Annotated in this window: 15 protein-coding genes; 5 read left to right on the plus strand and 10 right to left on the minus strand. The window is 58.8% G+C overall.

What is annotated here, in order from left to right:
- Positions 1–10 precede the first annotated feature (10 nt).
- Positions 11–1,774: an acetyl/propionyl/methylcrotonyl-CoA carboxylase subunit alpha gene (locus QP904_RS09030; RefSeq protein WP_239208605.1), complete on the minus strand. Its 1,764-nt coding sequence runs from the start codon at positions 1,772–1,774 to the stop codon at positions 11–13.
- A gap of 154 nt (positions 1,775–1,928) precedes the next feature.
- Entirely contained in the window at positions 1,929–2,792 is an 864-nt protein-coding gene (locus tag QP904_RS09035) for a sulfurtransferase (protein WP_239208607.1), read from the minus strand.
- Positions 2,793–3,039: 247 nt separating this feature from the next.
- Here QP904_RS09035 and QP904_RS09040 point away from each other — a divergent pair, with 247 nt between their 5' ends.
- Positions 3,040–4,101, plus strand: coding sequence for a Cj0069 family protein (locus tag QP904_RS09040; protein ID WP_023020693.1), 1,062 nt, complete (start codon positions 3,040–3,042; stop codon positions 4,099–4,101).
- 84 nt (positions 4,102–4,185) lie between these two features.
- Entirely contained in the window at positions 4,186–5,109 is a 924-nt protein-coding gene (locus QP904_RS09045; protein WP_284835937.1) for a DUF4282 domain-containing protein, read from the plus strand.
- A 123-nt stretch (positions 5,110–5,232) separates the two neighbouring features.
- On the opposite strand, the gene QP904_RS09050 is transcribed toward QP904_RS09045, so the two are convergent.
- The 5 genes from QP904_RS09050 to QP904_RS09070 are packed head-to-tail and all read right to left on the minus strand — an operon-like array spanning position 5,233 to position 8,702.
- A complete protein-coding gene (locus QP904_RS09050) occupies positions 5,233–5,973 on the minus strand; it encodes a hypothetical protein (protein ID WP_284835938.1) in 741 nt (246 codons plus the stop codon).
- A gap of 15 nt (positions 5,974–5,988) precedes the next feature.
- Positions 5,989–6,405: a DUF3151 domain-containing protein gene (locus QP904_RS09055; RefSeq protein WP_034655777.1), complete on the minus strand. Its 417-nt coding sequence runs from the start codon at positions 6,403–6,405 to the stop codon at positions 5,989–5,991.
- 31 nt (positions 6,406–6,436) lie between these two features.
- Complete coding sequence (locus QP904_RS09060; protein WP_284835939.1) at positions 6,437–7,024, minus strand: Maf family protein; 588 nt, start codon at positions 7,022–7,024, stop codon at positions 6,437–6,439.
- Complete coding sequence (locus tag QP904_RS09065; RefSeq protein ID WP_023020698.1) at positions 7,024–7,233, minus strand: acyl-CoA carboxylase subunit epsilon; 210 nt, start codon at positions 7,231–7,233, stop codon at positions 7,024–7,026. The genes QP904_RS09060 and QP904_RS09065 overlap by 1 nt, the downstream gene beginning before the upstream one ends.
- An 8-nt stretch (positions 7,234–7,241) precedes the next feature.
- A complete protein-coding gene (locus tag QP904_RS09070) occupies positions 7,242–8,702 on the minus strand; it encodes an acyl-CoA carboxylase subunit beta (protein ID WP_023020699.1) in 1,461 nt (486 codons plus the stop codon).
- 350 nt (positions 8,703–9,052) lie between these two features.
- Here QP904_RS09070 and QP904_RS09075 point away from each other — a divergent pair, with 350 nt between their 5' ends.
- The 3 genes from QP904_RS09075 to QP904_RS09085 are packed head-to-tail and all read left to right on the plus strand — an operon-like array spanning position 9,053 to position 11,507.
- Positions 9,053–10,321: a hypothetical protein gene (locus QP904_RS09075; RefSeq protein WP_049383650.1), complete on the plus strand. Its 1,269-nt coding sequence runs from the start codon at positions 9,053–9,055 to the stop codon at positions 10,319–10,321.
- Between the two features lie 32 nt (positions 10,322–10,353).
- Entirely contained in the window at positions 10,354–10,926 is a 573-nt protein-coding gene (locus tag QP904_RS09080; protein WP_049383651.1) for a hypothetical protein, read from the plus strand.
- A gap of 2 nt (positions 10,927–10,928) precedes the next feature.
- A complete protein-coding gene (locus tag QP904_RS09085) occupies positions 10,929–11,507 on the plus strand; it encodes a hypothetical protein (RefSeq protein WP_049383652.1) in 579 nt (192 codons plus the stop codon).
- A gap of 98 nt (positions 11,508–11,605) precedes the next feature.
- Here the strand turns inward: QP904_RS09085 and QP904_RS09090 are convergent, their stop codons facing one another.
- From QP904_RS09090 to QP904_RS09100, 3 genes are all read right to left on the minus strand, one after another.
- On the minus strand, positions 11,606–13,096 hold the full coding sequence (locus tag QP904_RS09090; RefSeq protein ID WP_049383653.1) for an alpha-amylase family protein: 1,491 nt from the start codon (positions 13,094–13,096) through the stop codon (positions 11,606–11,608).
- 181 nt (positions 13,097–13,277) lie between these two features.
- Positions 13,278–14,099 carry a carbohydrate ABC transporter permease gene (locus QP904_RS09095; protein ID WP_023020705.1) on the minus strand — a complete coding sequence of 274 codons (822 nt, stop codon included), beginning with the start codon at positions 14,097–14,099 and terminating at the stop codon, positions 13,278–13,280.
- Positions 14,099–15,103, minus strand: coding sequence for a carbohydrate ABC transporter permease (locus tag QP904_RS09100; protein WP_375545479.1), 1,005 nt, complete (start codon positions 15,101–15,103; stop codon positions 14,099–14,101). Before QP904_RS09100 ends, QP904_RS09095 begins: the two co-directional genes overlap by 1 nt.
- Between the last annotated feature and the right edge of the window lie 52 nt (positions 15,104–15,155).

Here is a 15,155-nt window from a genome sequence, read left to right on the forward strand (position 1 = left end):
GCGGGGTAGGCTACTTGATTTCCAGCAGCACGCTGCCCTTGGTGGTAGAAGCGCCTGCTTCTACTGCCAGACCGGTAACGGTGCCGGCCTTATGCGCCTTGACGGGATTTTCCATCTTCATGGCCTCGAGAACGAGGAGGACCTCGCCCTCGGCGATCTCTTGGCCTTCTTCCACGTTGACCTTGATGACCGTGCCCTGCATTGGGGAGGTAACCGCATCGCCGGAAACGGCAGCCTTGGCGCCGGAACCCTTGCGCTTTTTCTTTTTCCGTGGGGCGCCGTTGATACCGAAGGACGCGGGGAGGGCTACCTCGATACGGCGGCCGTCGATTTCTACGGTGTGTACCTGGGAAGGCTCTGCCTCGGCAGCCTCGGCATCAGTGGAATCATCGTGGGCGGGAAGCTGGTTATCCCATTCCTCCTCGATCCACTTGGTGTAGACACCGAAGTTGCCGTCTTCTGCGGTGAAAGCTGGGTCAGCAACGATAGCCTGGTCAAACGGGATAACGGTGGGCAGGCCCTCAACCGTGTACTCGGATAGGGCGCGGGCGGAGCGACGCAGTGCGGTCTCGCGGTCTGGCCCCCAGACGATGAGCTTGGCCAGCATGGAATCGAACTGGCCGCCAATGACGGAGCCCTGGACGACGCCGGAATCCACACGCACACCCGGACCGGCCGGCTCGGAGTATTTCACGATGGTGCCAGGAGCCGGCATGAAGTTTGCCGCGGCATCCTCACCATTGATGCGGAACTCGAAAGCATGGCCGCGCGGGGCGGGGTCTTCCTGCAGGGAAAGCTCGTGGCCCTCGGCGATGCGGAACTGCTCGCGTACGAGGTCGAGGCCGGTGGTTTCCTCGGATACGGGGTGCTCCACCTGCAGGCGAGTATTGACCTCGAGGAAGGAAATGAGGCCATCGGCGCCCACCAGGTACTCAACGGTGCCGGCGCCGTAGTAGCCGGCCTCGCGGCAGATGCGCTTGGCAGACTCGTGGATGGAGGTGCGTTGCTCATCGGTAAGGAAAGGCGCGGGGGCTTCCTCGACTAGCTTTTGGAAGCGGCGCTGCAGGGAGCAATCGCGCGTGCCGACGACGACCACATTGCCGTGCTTATCCGCCAGCACCTGAGCCTCGACGTGGCGGGCGCGGTCCAGATAGCGCTCCACGAAGCACTCGCCGCGACCGAAGGCGGAGGTAGCCTCGCGGGTAGCAGATTCAAAGAGCTCGGGGATTTCCTCTGCAGAGTAGGCCACCTTCATGCCGCGACCGCCGCCGCCAAAGGCCGCCTTGATGGCAACGGGAAGGCCGTATTCCATGGCGAAAGACTGCACCTCATCGGCACCGGCTACCGGATCCTTAGTACCCGGGGCCATGGGGGCCTCGGCGCGCTCGGCGATGTGTCGCGCGGTGACCTTATCGCCCAAGTTGCGGATGGACTCAGGAGAGGGGCCAATCCAGGTCAAACCGGCGTCAATGACGGCTTGGGCAAAGTCGGCGTTTTCGGATAGGAAACCGTAGCCGGGGTGAATGGCATCTGCGCCGGATTTTTCTGCGGCCTCCAGAATCTTGTCAAAGACGAGGTAGGACTCGGCAGAAGTGGTGCCCCCGAGTGCAAAGGCTTCGTCGGCAAGCGAGGCGAAAGGTGCCTGGGCGTCTGGCTCGGCGTAGACGGCGACGGAAGCAATGCCAGCGTCGCGGGCCGCGCGGATCACGCGAACGGCGATCTCACCGCGGTTCGCTACGAGAACCTTTGAGATCTTTTTGGTTTCTACTGCCACGGCAGCAACCTCCTGAACACATTAGGTTGAATACGCAATCTATTCTTGCACACAAAAGCATGAGTTAATTTTCACGCACGCAAGGGGGACATTTTTGAACAAAAATAAACCCACATCCAGTGTGGACATGGGCTTATACGGCTAAACCGAAAAACTAACGCTCAATCGGCATTTTCACCATATTGCCCCACTCAGACCACGAACCATCGTAGACCTGCGCCTTTGTGAATCCCAAAAGATGCGTGAGCACAAACCACGTATGCGCGGCTTGGGCGCCCACGTGGGAATAGAGGATTGTGGCAGATTCAGGCTCCAACATTCCGTAATTGACCTGAAGCTCTTCGGCCGAGCGGAAGCAGGAGTTGGGGTAGGTGGAACGATCCCACTCGAGGTTAATGGCGCCGGGGATATGGCCGTGGCGCATGGTGGTGCCGTAGGCGGAATCGCCATTGGGATCGTGTTCGGTGGCCTCGCCCGCAAACTCTTCTGGGCTGCGGGTGTCTACGAGCGTGCCTTCGGTCTCGCGCACCTGATCTACGAAGGCGCGCAGCATGGAGTCATCGCGGCTTACCTCGGGATATTCGGATGCTGGGAAGTCTGGAACCATGAAAGAGGTATCGCGTTCCTCGGCCATCCACGCATTGCGGCCGCCATCGAGCAGGCGAACGTCCTTGTGCCCGAAGAGGGTAAATACCCACAGGGCGTAGGCAGCCCACCAATTGGACTTGTCGCCGTAAAGAACAATCGTATCGTCGGCGTTAATGCCCTTCTCTCGCATTAGGGAAGTGAATTCTTCTCCGTCGATGAAATCACGGGTAAGTGGGCTAAGTAGTTCCGTGCGGAAGTTAATGCGGGTGGCAGTGGGGATATGGCCAATGTCATAGAGGAGCGAGTCTTCATCCACCTCAATAACGCGCAGGCCTTTGATGCCTAGGCGTGCGGACAGCCACGGTGCAGACACGAGGCGTTCGGGATGTGCGTATTCCTGGAATGGGGGATAGGGATCAACGTCAGCCACTGTCCGCCTGCCTTTCCTATAAGGGTTAATAATTCGCTCCCACCACTTTAACCCGATTTTTCCCGTGATGATCACTCGGGCATTATTCCTGTGGCCTGAGATACAGGTTTTAACCGGTGATTGGGGCTGCCGGCCGGCGGGGTTAAAGGGAGGGGGCAGTTGGGCGCGCGGAGGAAGAAGAGCTGGGATAAACTCGGGATATGGTGCGACAACGTGCTATGAACACCACCTATGAAGGGAACTGCAAGTGCACAAGGCAATTGTTGTATTTGAGGTAGAAGGCGGCTCGGATAAAGGCGCAGATGGCCACCGCAAGGACACCATGCCAATCGTCAATGCGATCAAGGAACAAGGCTGGGAGGCAGAGGTAATCTACTTCCATCCGGACAAGTCTGAAGAGATCTACACTCAGGTTTCTGAAAACTTTGATGCCTATATCTCCCGCGTCAACCCCGGCAATATCCCCGGCGGTGAGAAGGGCTACTTCGAATTGCTGAGCAAGCTGGCAGATGCCGGCCTGGTAGGTATGTCCACTCCGGCGGACATGATGGCCTATGGCGCCAAGGACGCACTGGTCAAGCTCAATGACACCCCGCTAGTGCCGGACGATACTGCGGCGTACTACGAGGTGGAAGAGCTGCATAATACCTTCCCCACCTCCTTGTCCTATGGCGAGCGCGTGCTCAAGCAAAACCGCGGTTCCACGGGTGAAGGCATCTGGCGCGTGCGCCTCGCGGACCAGGATCTTGCCCAGTCCGTTGAACCGGGGACCGCACTTCCGCTCGATACCGCTTTGAAGTGCACTGAGGCAGTGGATAACCAGACCCATGACTACAAGCTGGGCGCTTTCATGGACTTCTGTGACCAGTACATTGTGGGCGATAACGGCATGCTGGTGGATATGCGCTTTATGCCGCGCATTGTAGAGGGCGAAATCCGCATCCTGCTCGTGGGCAATGAGCCGGTATTTATCGTGCACAAGAAGCCGGCGGAGGGCGGCGATAACTTCTCCGCTACGCTCTTCTCCGGTGCCAAGTACACCTACGATAAGCCGGAATCGTGGCCGGAGCTGCTGGAGATGTTCGACAAAGCTCGCCCAGTTATCGCTGAAAAGCTCGGCGATACCAAGGATGTTCCGCTGATTTGGACCGCGGACTTCATGCTTGACGACGCCCCCGATGGCACCGACACCTACGTCCTCGGCGAGATCAACTGCTCCTGCGTTGGCTTCACTTCCGAGCTGGACATGGGAATCCAAGAAAAGGTTGCCGCCGAGGCGATTCGTCGCGTGCAGGACGCGAACGCCTAGCGCACGCTGTATCCTGCCAAGTAGCCCCACGGGAGACCGTGGGGCATTTTCCTACCATCCCTAAAACATTTTGAGGACCGCATAATGGCTGATAATGACTTCAATTCCGACGGTTTCCCGAAGGATTTTTCCCCGCGCGATTTTTCCGAAACTCCGCACCACCGCGCTGGGGATGTTGCGAAAAACGCTGAGGGAGCCAGCGCTGCCGAGGTGAATGAGACCAAGGAGTTTGGCTCTTTCGATGTAAATGAAACGAAGTCATTTGGTCACACTGATAAGTTTGGTGATTCTGGAAACTCGCGGGATCTTTCCTCTCAGAAGCCAGCCGAGGAGGACAGTTCGACTGCTTCTGCGGCATCTCCAAGTACCGGCAACTCCGATTTCTGGGCCATGCAGTCCTCCGCCGCAGGTCAGGGCGCTGCCTCCCGTGCGCATAACCCATTCACGGATTCGGCATCAACGGACGCTGCTGCGAACGGCAACCAATTCGGTTCCGTCCAGTCCACGAACGAGCAACCGGCTTTTGGCGGTTACGCTCAACAGCAGAGCACGGGCCAAGGATTCGGAGAGTTCCCTTCGGTTAGCGCTGCTCCTGCCGATTCTGGCCAAGATCTGGGTAATAAGAACAGTCGCATGAGCGGTGCTCTCAAGGGCTTGGCCAAAAAGGATGGGCTCTTGGGCGGACTTTTTGAATTCGAGTTCAAGCACTTCTTGACCATCACCCACGTGAAGGAGATCTATAAGGTCGCCATGATTCTTGGTGGAATCATGTGGATTCTGCACCTTCTCGGTGCCTTCTTATTCGCTACCGGCATGGGCATTTATGGCATCCAGGAGGACTCCGCGTCCGCCATCTTCGGAAGCATTTTTGCTTTCATCTTCCTAGCGGTCCTGAGCACCATCATCTTCTACGCTTTTATGGTGGCTATCAGGCTGTTTCTAGAAGCCATGGTGGCAAACGTGAGGATCGCCCAAAACACCGGCGATATCCTCGACAAAATGGACTAATCTTTTGTGATGAGTGGCTCGCTGAACAAAGCGAGTGGCAATGCGAGAAATGAGGAACGCCCCAGCAGATTGCGCTGGGGCGTTTGGCGTAGAGTCCTAGGCCTTTTGCGGGCTGGCTAAAGGCTAGTCGTAGGTTCCGAGCTGGTAACTGGGAAGATCAACCCACATCTTGTTGAATTCCTCGACTTCACCAGAAATTGGTTCAACGGTGTCGCCTTGTGCCTGTAGGCGCACGGTGTGGTGCGCGGTAATGCCCTCCGCGGTGGAGCGACTGCGCTCTCCCCAGGTGAAATCGACTTGGTTGTCGGAGACTGGGGTGACGCTTTCTACCCTGTCGAAGACGGACATGTCCTTGGCCGGGGCGCCGTTGACATAGAGGGCTAGCCCATCAGCAATCGAGGCACCGGTGCCTGTTGGGCCCTCCACATCGCCCATTGAGCCGCGGAAAATGATCCAGCTGATCGTGGCGCAGGGGTCGTAGGAGTTGTCGATATCGGCGATCCAGTAGTTGAAATCGCTGCCATCGTCAGCGGGCATGCGCCCAGGTGCGGTGCCAGAGGCATAGACCGTGAGCGGGTCGTTGGGCAGTTCTGTGCATGTGCGGTCTTTGCCTTTTTCCTGTTGCTGCGTGGTGGCCTTTTCACCTTTGTCGGTTGAGTCTGACGGGGATGACGCCTTAGTAGCAGCGGCCTCGTCTCCTGCGGATGCTTCAGTCTCGGCCGGTGCTTGGCTGGAAAAGACTGGCTGTTCGGAGGAAGAAGAATCTTCTTGGGAACTGCAGGCGCTAAGCGCTAGTGGCAGGGAGGTGGCAAGTAGTAGGGCGGCAGAGAATCGCCGTAAGCGGCGAGGAGGCACGGCAGGCATGGCGGCTCTCCAACTCTAGTCGAGGAGGGTGGCGACGCTGTCCGGGTCGGCGTCGGAAAGCATTTGGCGAATGCGGTCGTACTCATCGTCCTCGCCGATGGCCTTAGCGGCATGGCCGAGGGCGGCGATGGCGCGCAGCACGCCCTGGTTCGGTTCGTGGGAGAAGGGGACCGGGCCCCAGCCCTTCCACCCATTCCCGCGCAGGCGGTCCAGGCTACGGTGGTAGCCCGTGCGCGCGTAGGCGTAGGCGGTGATGAAAGCGGCTGGCTCAGCGCCCTCCTGCTGCTTAAGCTCTTGCTCAGCAAGCAAGGCCCACAGCAGCGGAGAATCCGGATGGGCAACGATGCCGGCGGCGAGATCCGAGGTGGAGTCCGCACCGGGATCGGCAGGCAGCTCAATGGGTTTCGGGGCAAGCATGTCTTTCATTTCCATGCCACCCCACTGTAGCGACGCCGGCGCGCAGCTACCAGAAATCGGAGACGTTAAGGTCAAATGAATACAGCGCGCGGCGCACCACCGGCAGGGAAAGCCCAATAACGGAGGAAGGATCGCCTTCGATGCGGTCAATGAACCAGCCGCCCATTGCCTCCAAAGTAAAAGCACCGGCGCACTGGAGTGGCTCACCGGATCGGGCATACGCTGCGATATCGGCTTCGCTGGCGTGGGCAAAGTGAACCGTGGTGGTAGATGTTTCCACATGGCGCCTATCGCCAAAGAGGAGGCAGTGGCCGGTAAGCAGCTCGGCCGTGCGGCCGGCTTGCTGGTGCCAGCGTTCGATGGTGGCTTCCTCGGTGTGCGGTTTGCCTTGTAACTCGCCGCCGAGCAACAGCATAGAATCGCCGCCGATGACGGGCTCGGTGGGGTAGCGCTCGGCCACCCTTTCGGCCTTGGCTGTCGCTAGGGCCGCCACGATATCGGCCGGTGGGCGGCCGGCGAGCGAGGCTTCAAGGGAGCGTTCATCAATGTCGGCCGGTTCCAAGACAGGTTCTACGCCCGCGCCGCGCAAGATGGACGCACGCGAGGGCGATTGGGAGGCGAGGATGAGCCGCATTAGAAGTACCGCACTGTATGGAAAGCGGAGGGATTATAAATGCGCTGCGACCCAAAGCGCTCGAAGCGCTCAGCCGGGTTGCCCCATTCATTGCGCTCGCCGGTAGCACCCGAGTGCTTTGCACTCATCTGCGCCAACACCGTGCGCAGGGCCGCGAGCTCGTCTTCAGTGGGATTGCCCTTTACTACCTTGATTTCAGGCGTAGACATCTCGCCTCCTAAACAGTTCCGTGCTTCTTGGGTACCTGCGCCACGGCCTTGCGCTCTAGCAGACGCAGGCCTTCCACCAGGTAGTGGCGGGTGGCGGAAGGCTCGATGACATTATCGGCCAGCCCGCGCTCCGCAGCGGCATACGGGTGCAAGAAGAGCTCGTCCATCTCTTCTTCCTTTTCCTCAGAGCCATAGATGGCCAGGGAAGCCTGGGAGGCTTGGGTGACGGCAATTTCTGCGGTGGGCCAGGCGTAGACCAGGTCCGCCCCCAGGTCTTTTGCACCCATAAATACGTAGGCCGGGCCAATAGCCTTGCGGGTAATTACAGTGAGCTTGCCGACGCTCGCTTCGGCCTGCGCATAGGCAAACTTCGACGCCCTGCGAAGCAGGCCTGCCTTTTCCTCTTCCGGGGTAGGCACAAAGCCTGGGGAGTCCACGAATTCCACGATGGGAGTATTGAAGGCATCGCACGTGCGCACGAAGCGCGCGGCTTTTTCTGCGGCGGCGGAATCCAGTGCACCGGCCAATGCTAGCGGCTGGTTGGCAACGATGCCGACGGTGCGGCCATCGATGTAGGCAAAGCCAGTGACGATATTTTGGGCCGCTTCTGCAGAGAGTTCGAAGAATGACCCCTCATCGACTACAGCCTTAATGACGTCGTTTATGTCATAGGCCTGCGCGGCGGTATCCGGGATGACGCTATTGAGATCAAAGTCCGCGACGCTACCGGCATCCACACGCGGCGCCTCTGCGCGGTTATTGGCGGGGAAGTAAGCCAAAACGTCTCGCACGAGGGACAAAGCCTGCTTGTCGTCGCTGGCCACCAGGTGAGCGGTGCCGGACTCTGCGTGGGCTGCGGCGCCGCCAAAGGTCTCTGGCTCCGCGCCGGCCACGTGGCTGGCAGCCTGGTGGAGGGCGGTGCCTTGGGTGACTATGAGGACATCAGCAAACGTCGGCGCGAACGCCGCAATGCCGCTGGTATTGCCCGCGATAACGGAGATCTGCGGAATGAGGCCCGAGGCTTGGGAGACACGCGCCATGAGGCGGGCGTATCCAGCCATGGTGACGATGCCTTCTTGTACACGCGGGCCGGTGGATTCATAAATGCCGATAACGGGAACACCGGTCTTGATGGCGAGGTCATAAATCTTGGTGAGCTTTTCGGCATAAACCTCACCCATCGTTCCATCGAAGATTTCTCCGTCCTGGCTAAAGACGCATACGCGGCGGCCATCGATGGTGCCGTAGCCGGTAACCACGCCATCTGTATAGGGGCGGTCATGCTCGCGGCCGAAGTCGGTGGAACGGTGGCGGGCCAGTGCGTCCGTTTCCACAAAGGAGCCCTCATCGAGCAGCTGCGTCACGCGGGTGCGGGCGGCCGGCTCGCCTTCTCCCAGCGGTGCGCGGGACTCGGCAAGCTTGGCGTCCAGGTCCTCGATCTTGCCGGCGGTGGTTTTCAGGTCAGTCATAGGCCCCCACACTACTAGCGCACCCCGGTCAATGCGGAATGAAAGGCAGCAAGAGCGAGGAGTGAAAATCGTTTATGTGGTACTTGCCACCGCACCGTGGACTAAGCATTAAACCTGGGAATTCCTTGAATGGCACCCCGCTCGCTTACCCTATTGTGGGGGTGGTGACCAGTGTAAACATTTTAGGGCGCTGGGCAGGTGAGCGCTAATTGTTGCACCTCAAGGGAGGTAAAAAGATTAGAAAAGTTTTCATTCAACTATTGATGTGAGTCTTGTAATCCCTTATTATTATCTGAGTCTTCATGAATGTTTCCCCTGTTTTTTAACGATCTATTAAGGACGGTCTTCTGGTGATTAAAAAGGGACTGCGCTTGCTCGCACCGCTCGCCGTAGCGGCTCTCTTCACGCCAGTGGCGCACGCGGGAGATATTCCCCCGATGCCGCAGGCATATCCCATTTCCAACCTCTATAAGAGCTGCAGTGCCGCTGGCGACAATGTCGAGCGCGAATGGCGCTTTGCAGAAACCGGCCGCCGCTACATGAGCGATGGCACCCTGCAGTTCAAAAACACCACCAATCAAGAAGTGCCCTACACCGCCGAGGTAGAAACCGGTACCAATCACGAGATTGATGCCAATTCTAAGGCCAAGCTGCCTTCTGGTTGGGACACCACCGCCAAGTCCGATATTGGTCTGAAGATGGCCAATGGTTGGCGCGATAAAGAAACTTTCGGCCCAGTGAAGCTGAAGCCGGGTGAGTCCTTCCGCGTCGAGTACGGGGTCATCGAAAAGGACTTCATCTCCATGTTCGTGGGCTGCAATGATGACCGCTTGGAAAACATCCCGGGTGCCAACGTCATCCGCGGTAAGGGCCCGGCCGAGCGTTACGCCTTTGCCTACATCATTAAGGCAGATGGCTCCGTGTCCGATCTGGCCATGGAAATTCCTTCCCGCTCTCCGGGGGCAAACTCCAAGCCGATCGAGGGTAACTACACCTCCGTATCCGGCCCGAGCCTAGAAAAGATTGCCGATCCTAAAAAGGATGAGATCATGCAGCCGGCCGCGGAACTGCAGCGCGATCCATCCTGGCCAAAGGAAGGCGATAAGTGTGAAGCTGGTGATACCTCCTGGTACCCGCTGGACATCACCGCTGTAAAGCCGACCTACCGCAAGGCCGGCTACTCCACCGACTTCCTCAACTGGTCCAAGGGCGATTATGAATTCGCCCCAGTGACTGACTTCGTCGTTGGCGCCGAGCACGCCCCGTACACCAACTGGCAGGGCAACCGCGGCGATATTCCGAAGGGCTGGCTGGAGTCCGTCGGTGCCGTAAAGCGCGCCTACATGCCGGTCGGCACCGAGCTCAAGCACGTTGACCTCAAGCCAGGCGAGCGCGTGCGCGTGGAGTATGGCACCACCATGACCCGCATCAACTACCGCGAGATTCACTGCGGCAAGAGCGGAAACTACGACCTCACCTCTAACTACAAGCAGACCTCCGCCCCGAGTGGGTTCTGGGCAGAGGCCAAGATCACCGATAAGGCCGGCAATACCCGTACTGAGGACGTCACTCCGGACGAATTCCGCGACCTGCCGGTTCCGACCCAGACCATCTACTAAACCCCACCACACCTACACAAGGAGAAAGTTCCATGTTCAAGTCCAAGATTGCTTCTACCACCGCGGCTCTCGCCGTTGCCTCCGGCCTGATCTTCGCTCCGGCCGCTAACGCCCTACCACAGCGCGACCTAGGCCCAGCTAACCCGACCACCATCGGCGAGCGCTGCTCCAACCCAGGTGACACCGGCCAGACCGTAAAGATCAAGCGCACCTATTTTGATGGCTCCGCCGGTTCCTGGACTGTGTCCAACTACAACGATGAGCCATTGCCTGTCACCCGTTCTATCAAGGAGACCAAGACAAAGACTTGGAACGTGTCTGCTGGCGTCGATTTCAAGCTGTTGGATCTCATTAATTTCACCTTCTCTTCCAGCTACACCGATAGCCAGTCCTACGAGGTAGGCGAGCAGGTTGGTCCGTACAACATTGCTCCGGGCAAGACTGCCGTGCTGCGCGCCGGTTGGGTTGTTTCTGATTTCGAAGGTCAGAAGACCGTGTGTGGCTCCGACCACAAGTGGCAGGCTAATGGCGGCACCTTCACGGCTTCTCTGCCGAAGGAACGCCACGTCGAGGTTTCCACTCGTGACAACAACGATTGGGGCTAATCGTGAGCAAGACGTCCATCGCTAGCGTCCTCGCGGCGCTGAGCCTGGTGGCCGCTCCTGTTGCCCACGCCGCTGATTTCGGTGGGGACTTCGAGCTGCCCCAGCGCTGGAACGAAGATTATAAGCCGGGCACACATTGCTCGACGCCGGGTGAAAACGGCACCTACGTCACGGCAAAGCGCCGCTGGTTCAAGCAGACCGACGCCACGAGCGTGGCTAATCGCAATGCCGAGGAAGTGCCGGTCAAGCACACCGTCACCAAGGCCCGCACCCAGACCATCGAGGTCTCCGGCTCCGTTGAGGGTACCGGTGATCTGGCCAAGGTGTTGACCAAGACCTACGGCTTCAACTACGTCAGTGAGCAGCACTGGAAGCTAAACCAGGTGGTTGGTCCGTACACCCTGCCAGCGAATTCGCAGGGCAAGCTGGTGTGGGGCTTTACCATGCTCGATACTGACGGTCAGGACGTTCGTTGCAACTCTGACCAGCAGTGGGAAGCCCAGGGCAAGCCGTACTCGGCCTCCGTGCCAGAAGCGCGCTACTCTGAGCTGCGCTTGGAAGACGCCCCTGAGTGGAACTAATACCCCATTAAGGAAGCGCCTCGCCAATCTGAAAGGAGTGGCGAGGCGCTTTTCTTTCGGCTAGGCGCTTTCGGAAGCTTGAGTCGAGAGGACAGGGGTTAGGCAGGTAGCCAAGCGTAGCCATAAGGGCCGAGCTCCACTGGGCCGAGATCGATGGAGCGATCGCTGAAATTGTGCAGGCACAGCAGATCGCCGCGTTGGTAACCAAGGACGGCCTCTTCGCCGGTCTCAACCGGCTCACACGGCGCGGTACCGAGATCAGAGTGGGCATGGCGCTCGGCGATCATGGAGCGGACGGTGTTGAGCAACGAGGCGGCGTCCTCAACTTGGGCGGCCACAGACGTTCCGCCTACAACCGGCAGCCGGGATGGTGCGTTGATGCTGAAACCGGAGTGTTCGGAATCGTCCCACTGCATTGGGGTGCGCACCGCATAGCGGTCCGGCAGCGAGGTGTCATCGAGCATGCCAATCTCATCGCCGTAGTAGATAAACGGTGCGCCCGGCAGGGTCATCAATAGGGAGAACATCAGCTCCACCTTGCGGCGGTCGCCGTTCATCAGCGGCATAAGCCTGCGGGCAATACCCACGTGCGCGCGCATACTGTCTTCTGGCAGGTACGCCTGGTACATCAGATCTCGCACGGTATCGTCCACCATTTCCAAGGTGAGCTCATCGTGGTTGCGCAAGAAGGTGCCCCACTGGCAGCCTTCCGGTAGGGAAGGCAGTTCGTCGAGGATGGAGTAGACCGGGGTGGCGTCGCCAAGCGCCAAAGCCTGATACAACCGCGGCATGACCGGGAAGTTGAAGACCATGTGGAAGCGCTCGCCCTGGCCGTAGAATTGCATGGTTTCGGCCGGCGGCTGGTTGGCCTCCGCTATGAGCACGGCTTCCGGGTAGTGCGCGTCCATGAAGGAGCGAATCTTTTCCACAAACTCGATGGTCTCCGGCAGGGATTCTCCGCCTACACCATCGCGCTCAAAGAGATAAGCAATAGCATCGAGGCGCAGGCCGTCTAGGCCCTTATCCATCCAGAAGGACAAGATTTTGAATACTTCCTCCTGCACGGCCGGGTTATCGTAGTTCAAATCCGGCTGGTGGGAGTAAAAGCGGTGGAAGTAGTACTGGCCGCGCTTTTCATCCCAGGTCCAATTGGAGGTTTCCACGTCAGTGAAAATGACGCGGATTTCGGGGTAGCGCTCGGGGTCATCGCCCCAGACGTAGAAATCGCCATAGGGGCCTGTGGGATCCGTGCGGGAGGCCTGGAACCATGGGTGATCGGAGCTGGTGTGGTTGAGCGCCAAGTCCGTCATGATGCGCATGTCACGGCGGTGCAGCTCCGCAATGAGCTCTTCAAAATCCTCCATCGTGCCATAATCTGGGTGGATGGAGTAGTAGTCCGCAATATCGTAGCCATCATCGCGCAAGGGGCTGGCATAAAACGGCGACAGCCACAGGCAGTCCACGCCGAGCCATTGAAGGTAGTCCAGCTTATCGATGACCCCGCGCAGCGTTCCTACCTCCTTATCACCATCGGCCTTAAACGAGCCGACGAGGGCCTGGTAGAAGACTGCATTGTGGTACCAGCTCATGAAAGGTCCTTTCTTTTGGCCCGCCAGGTTAGGTAGGTAAGAAGGCACAGTACTCCGGCCACGAGACCGGGCCAGATGGCGGGGGAGTCGTGAAAGATGTTGATGATGGCCTGAATAACCGCGAGGATGCTGAAGAAACCAAGGAAGCCCAGCGCGGTATCCCACAGCATGGCCCTGCGCATTAGGCCTTGACACCACCTGCGGTCAGGCCAGCGACGATGCGGTGCTGGAAGATGAGCACCATGATGACCAGTGGGATGGTAACCAGCGCGCCAGCGGCCATGGTCGCGGCATAGGGGTACTCAAAGGCCGAGGGGCCGGAGAAGCGTGCAATGGCCACGGTCACCGGCTCAGTATCGGTGGTGGAGAGCTGCTTGGCCAGCATGAACTCATTCCACGTGGTGATAAAGGCGATGATCGCGGTGGTAAACAGCGCTGGCGCTGCCAGTGGCAATAGCACCAAACGGAAAGCTTGAGAACGCGAGGCTCCATCTACCCGGGCTGCTTCTTCCAGTTCCCAGGGAAGTTGGCGGAAGAAGCTCAGCAGCGTATAGACCGTGAGAGGAAGCGCAAAGGAAATATTGGGGATGATCATTGCGCGGTAGGTACCAATCCACTCCAGGTTGCCAAAGAGCTGGAAGAGCGGGGTGACCAAGGCAATCGCCGGGAACATGGAGGCGGCCAGAATAATGCCGGTCACGATTCCCTTGCCAGGAAAGTCATAACGGGAGAGCGCATAGGCGGTAAAGACACCGATGAGCACGGCCACCGCGGTGGTAATCAGTGAGATGAGAAGCGAGTTACCGAGCGCGGCAAGGAAGTCATTTCCCTTATCGGTAGCCAAGGCATCGCGGAAATTATCCAGCGTGACATGGGTAGGCCATGGCGTGGTATCAAAGGTGAATCGCTGATCCCGCAGCGCGGTTACCAGCATCCAGTAGAAGGGAGCGAGGCCCCAGAACATGATGAAAATGATGCCGGCGAAGTGTCCGAATTTACGCATTATTTAGCTGCCTTCCTGCCGGAGACATCCGCACCAAGGAAGCGAATGAGGATAAAAGCGACGACGAAGATAAGAAGGAAAATGAGGGTGGAGAGCGCGGAGGCGGAATTGAAGTTGCCTTGGCGCATATCCTCCACCACCAGCTGCGAGATGGTCGCGGTAGGGGAGTTGGAGGAGCTAGAAATCATGATGACCGGCAGGTCATACATGCGCAGTGCGTCCAGGGTGCGGAAGAGTACGGCCACCATGAGCGCCGGGCGCACCAGCGGGAGGGTGATCCGGAAGAACGTCTGGATACGATTGGCGCCGTCCACGCGGGCGGCGTCGTAGACGTCCTTAGGAATCATCTGCAGGCCCGCCAGGATAAGCAGTGCCATAAACGGGGCGGTCTTCCACACATCCGCGATGATGACGGCCAGGCGGGCGTAGAACGGGTCCGTGGTCCAGGCGATCTGTGCACCAAGCAGCGAGTTGACGACGCCATCCGGGGCAAACATGAACTGCCATAGCTTGGCCGTGACGGCCGTTGGAATGGCCCAGGGGATAAGTACCGCCGCACGAACTAGGCCACGGCCGCGGTAATCACCGTTCATGATGAGCGCCATCAGCATACCCAGGATGGTCTCCAGCAGCACGGTAACGACGGTGAAAAAGAGCGTAATCTTGACTGCGGGCCAAAAATCCGTGGCAATAACGCCCGGTGGGCAGGTGGAAATCTGGCCGGTACCGGAAACGCATCGGTTATTGATCCAGTACAGGTAATTTTCCAGTCCGGCAAAACCGCCTTCCTCAAAAAGTCCCGTCTGCGGGTTGAGGTGCCTATTGCCTTGGAAGGACAGGAAGATGGCGCGGATGATGGGGTAGCCGATGATGACGGCGAGTACGATGAGCGCCGGAGCAATCAGCCCGGCCACGCGCCCGTAATTTTTGCGCTGGGGTTTCGGCGCTCTTGCCGACGCCCCTTTCGGCGTCCCCTTGGACGCAGTCGGCGAAGCTATAGCCACGCTGGTCCGCCTTTCTGTTAAAGAAATGCTGTCTATTGGCTAGATTCTATCC

This window comes from Corynebacterium nasorum, assembly GCF_030229765.1.
Lineage (GTDB): Bacteria > Actinomycetota > Actinomycetes > Mycobacteriales > Mycobacteriaceae > Corynebacterium > Corynebacterium kefirresidentii.

What these genes read in the sequence shown, in the direction of transcription:
- QP904_RS09045 (WP_284835937.1), top strand. Translation starts at nt 4,186, where the DNA reads ATGGCTGATAATGACTTCAATTCCGACGGTTTCCCGAAGGATTTTTCC.
- QP904_RS09050 (WP_284835938.1), bottom strand. Translation starts at nt 5,973, where the DNA reads ATGCCTGCCGTGCCTCCTCGCCGCTTACGGCGATTCTCTGCCGCCCTA.
- QP904_RS09055 (WP_034655777.1), bottom strand. Translation starts at nt 6,405, where the DNA reads ATGGAAATGAAAGACATGCTTGCCCCGAAACCCATTGAGCTGCCTGCC.
- QP904_RS09060 (WP_284835939.1), bottom strand. Translation starts at nt 7,024, where the DNA reads ATGCGGCTCATCCTCGCCTCCCAATCGCCCTCGCGTGCGTCCATCTTG.
- QP904_RS09065 (WP_023020698.1), bottom strand. Translation starts at nt 7,233, where the DNA reads ATGTCTACGCCTGAAATCAAGGTAGTAAAGGGCAATCCCACTGAAGAC.
- QP904_RS09070 (WP_023020699.1), bottom strand. Translation starts at nt 8,702, where the DNA reads ATGACTGACCTGAAAACCACCGCCGGCAAGATCGAGGACCTGGACGCC.
- QP904_RS09080 (WP_049383651.1), top strand. Translation starts at nt 10,354, where the DNA reads ATGTTCAAGTCCAAGATTGCTTCTACCACCGCGGCTCTCGCCGTTGCC.
- QP904_RS09090 (WP_049383653.1), bottom strand. Translation starts at nt 13,096, where the DNA reads ATGAGCTGGTACCACAATGCAGTCTTCTACCAGGCCCTCGTCGGCTCG.
- QP904_RS09095 (WP_023020705.1), bottom strand. Translation starts at nt 14,099, where the DNA reads ATGCGTAAATTCGGACACTTCGCCGGCATCATTTTCATCATGTTCTGG.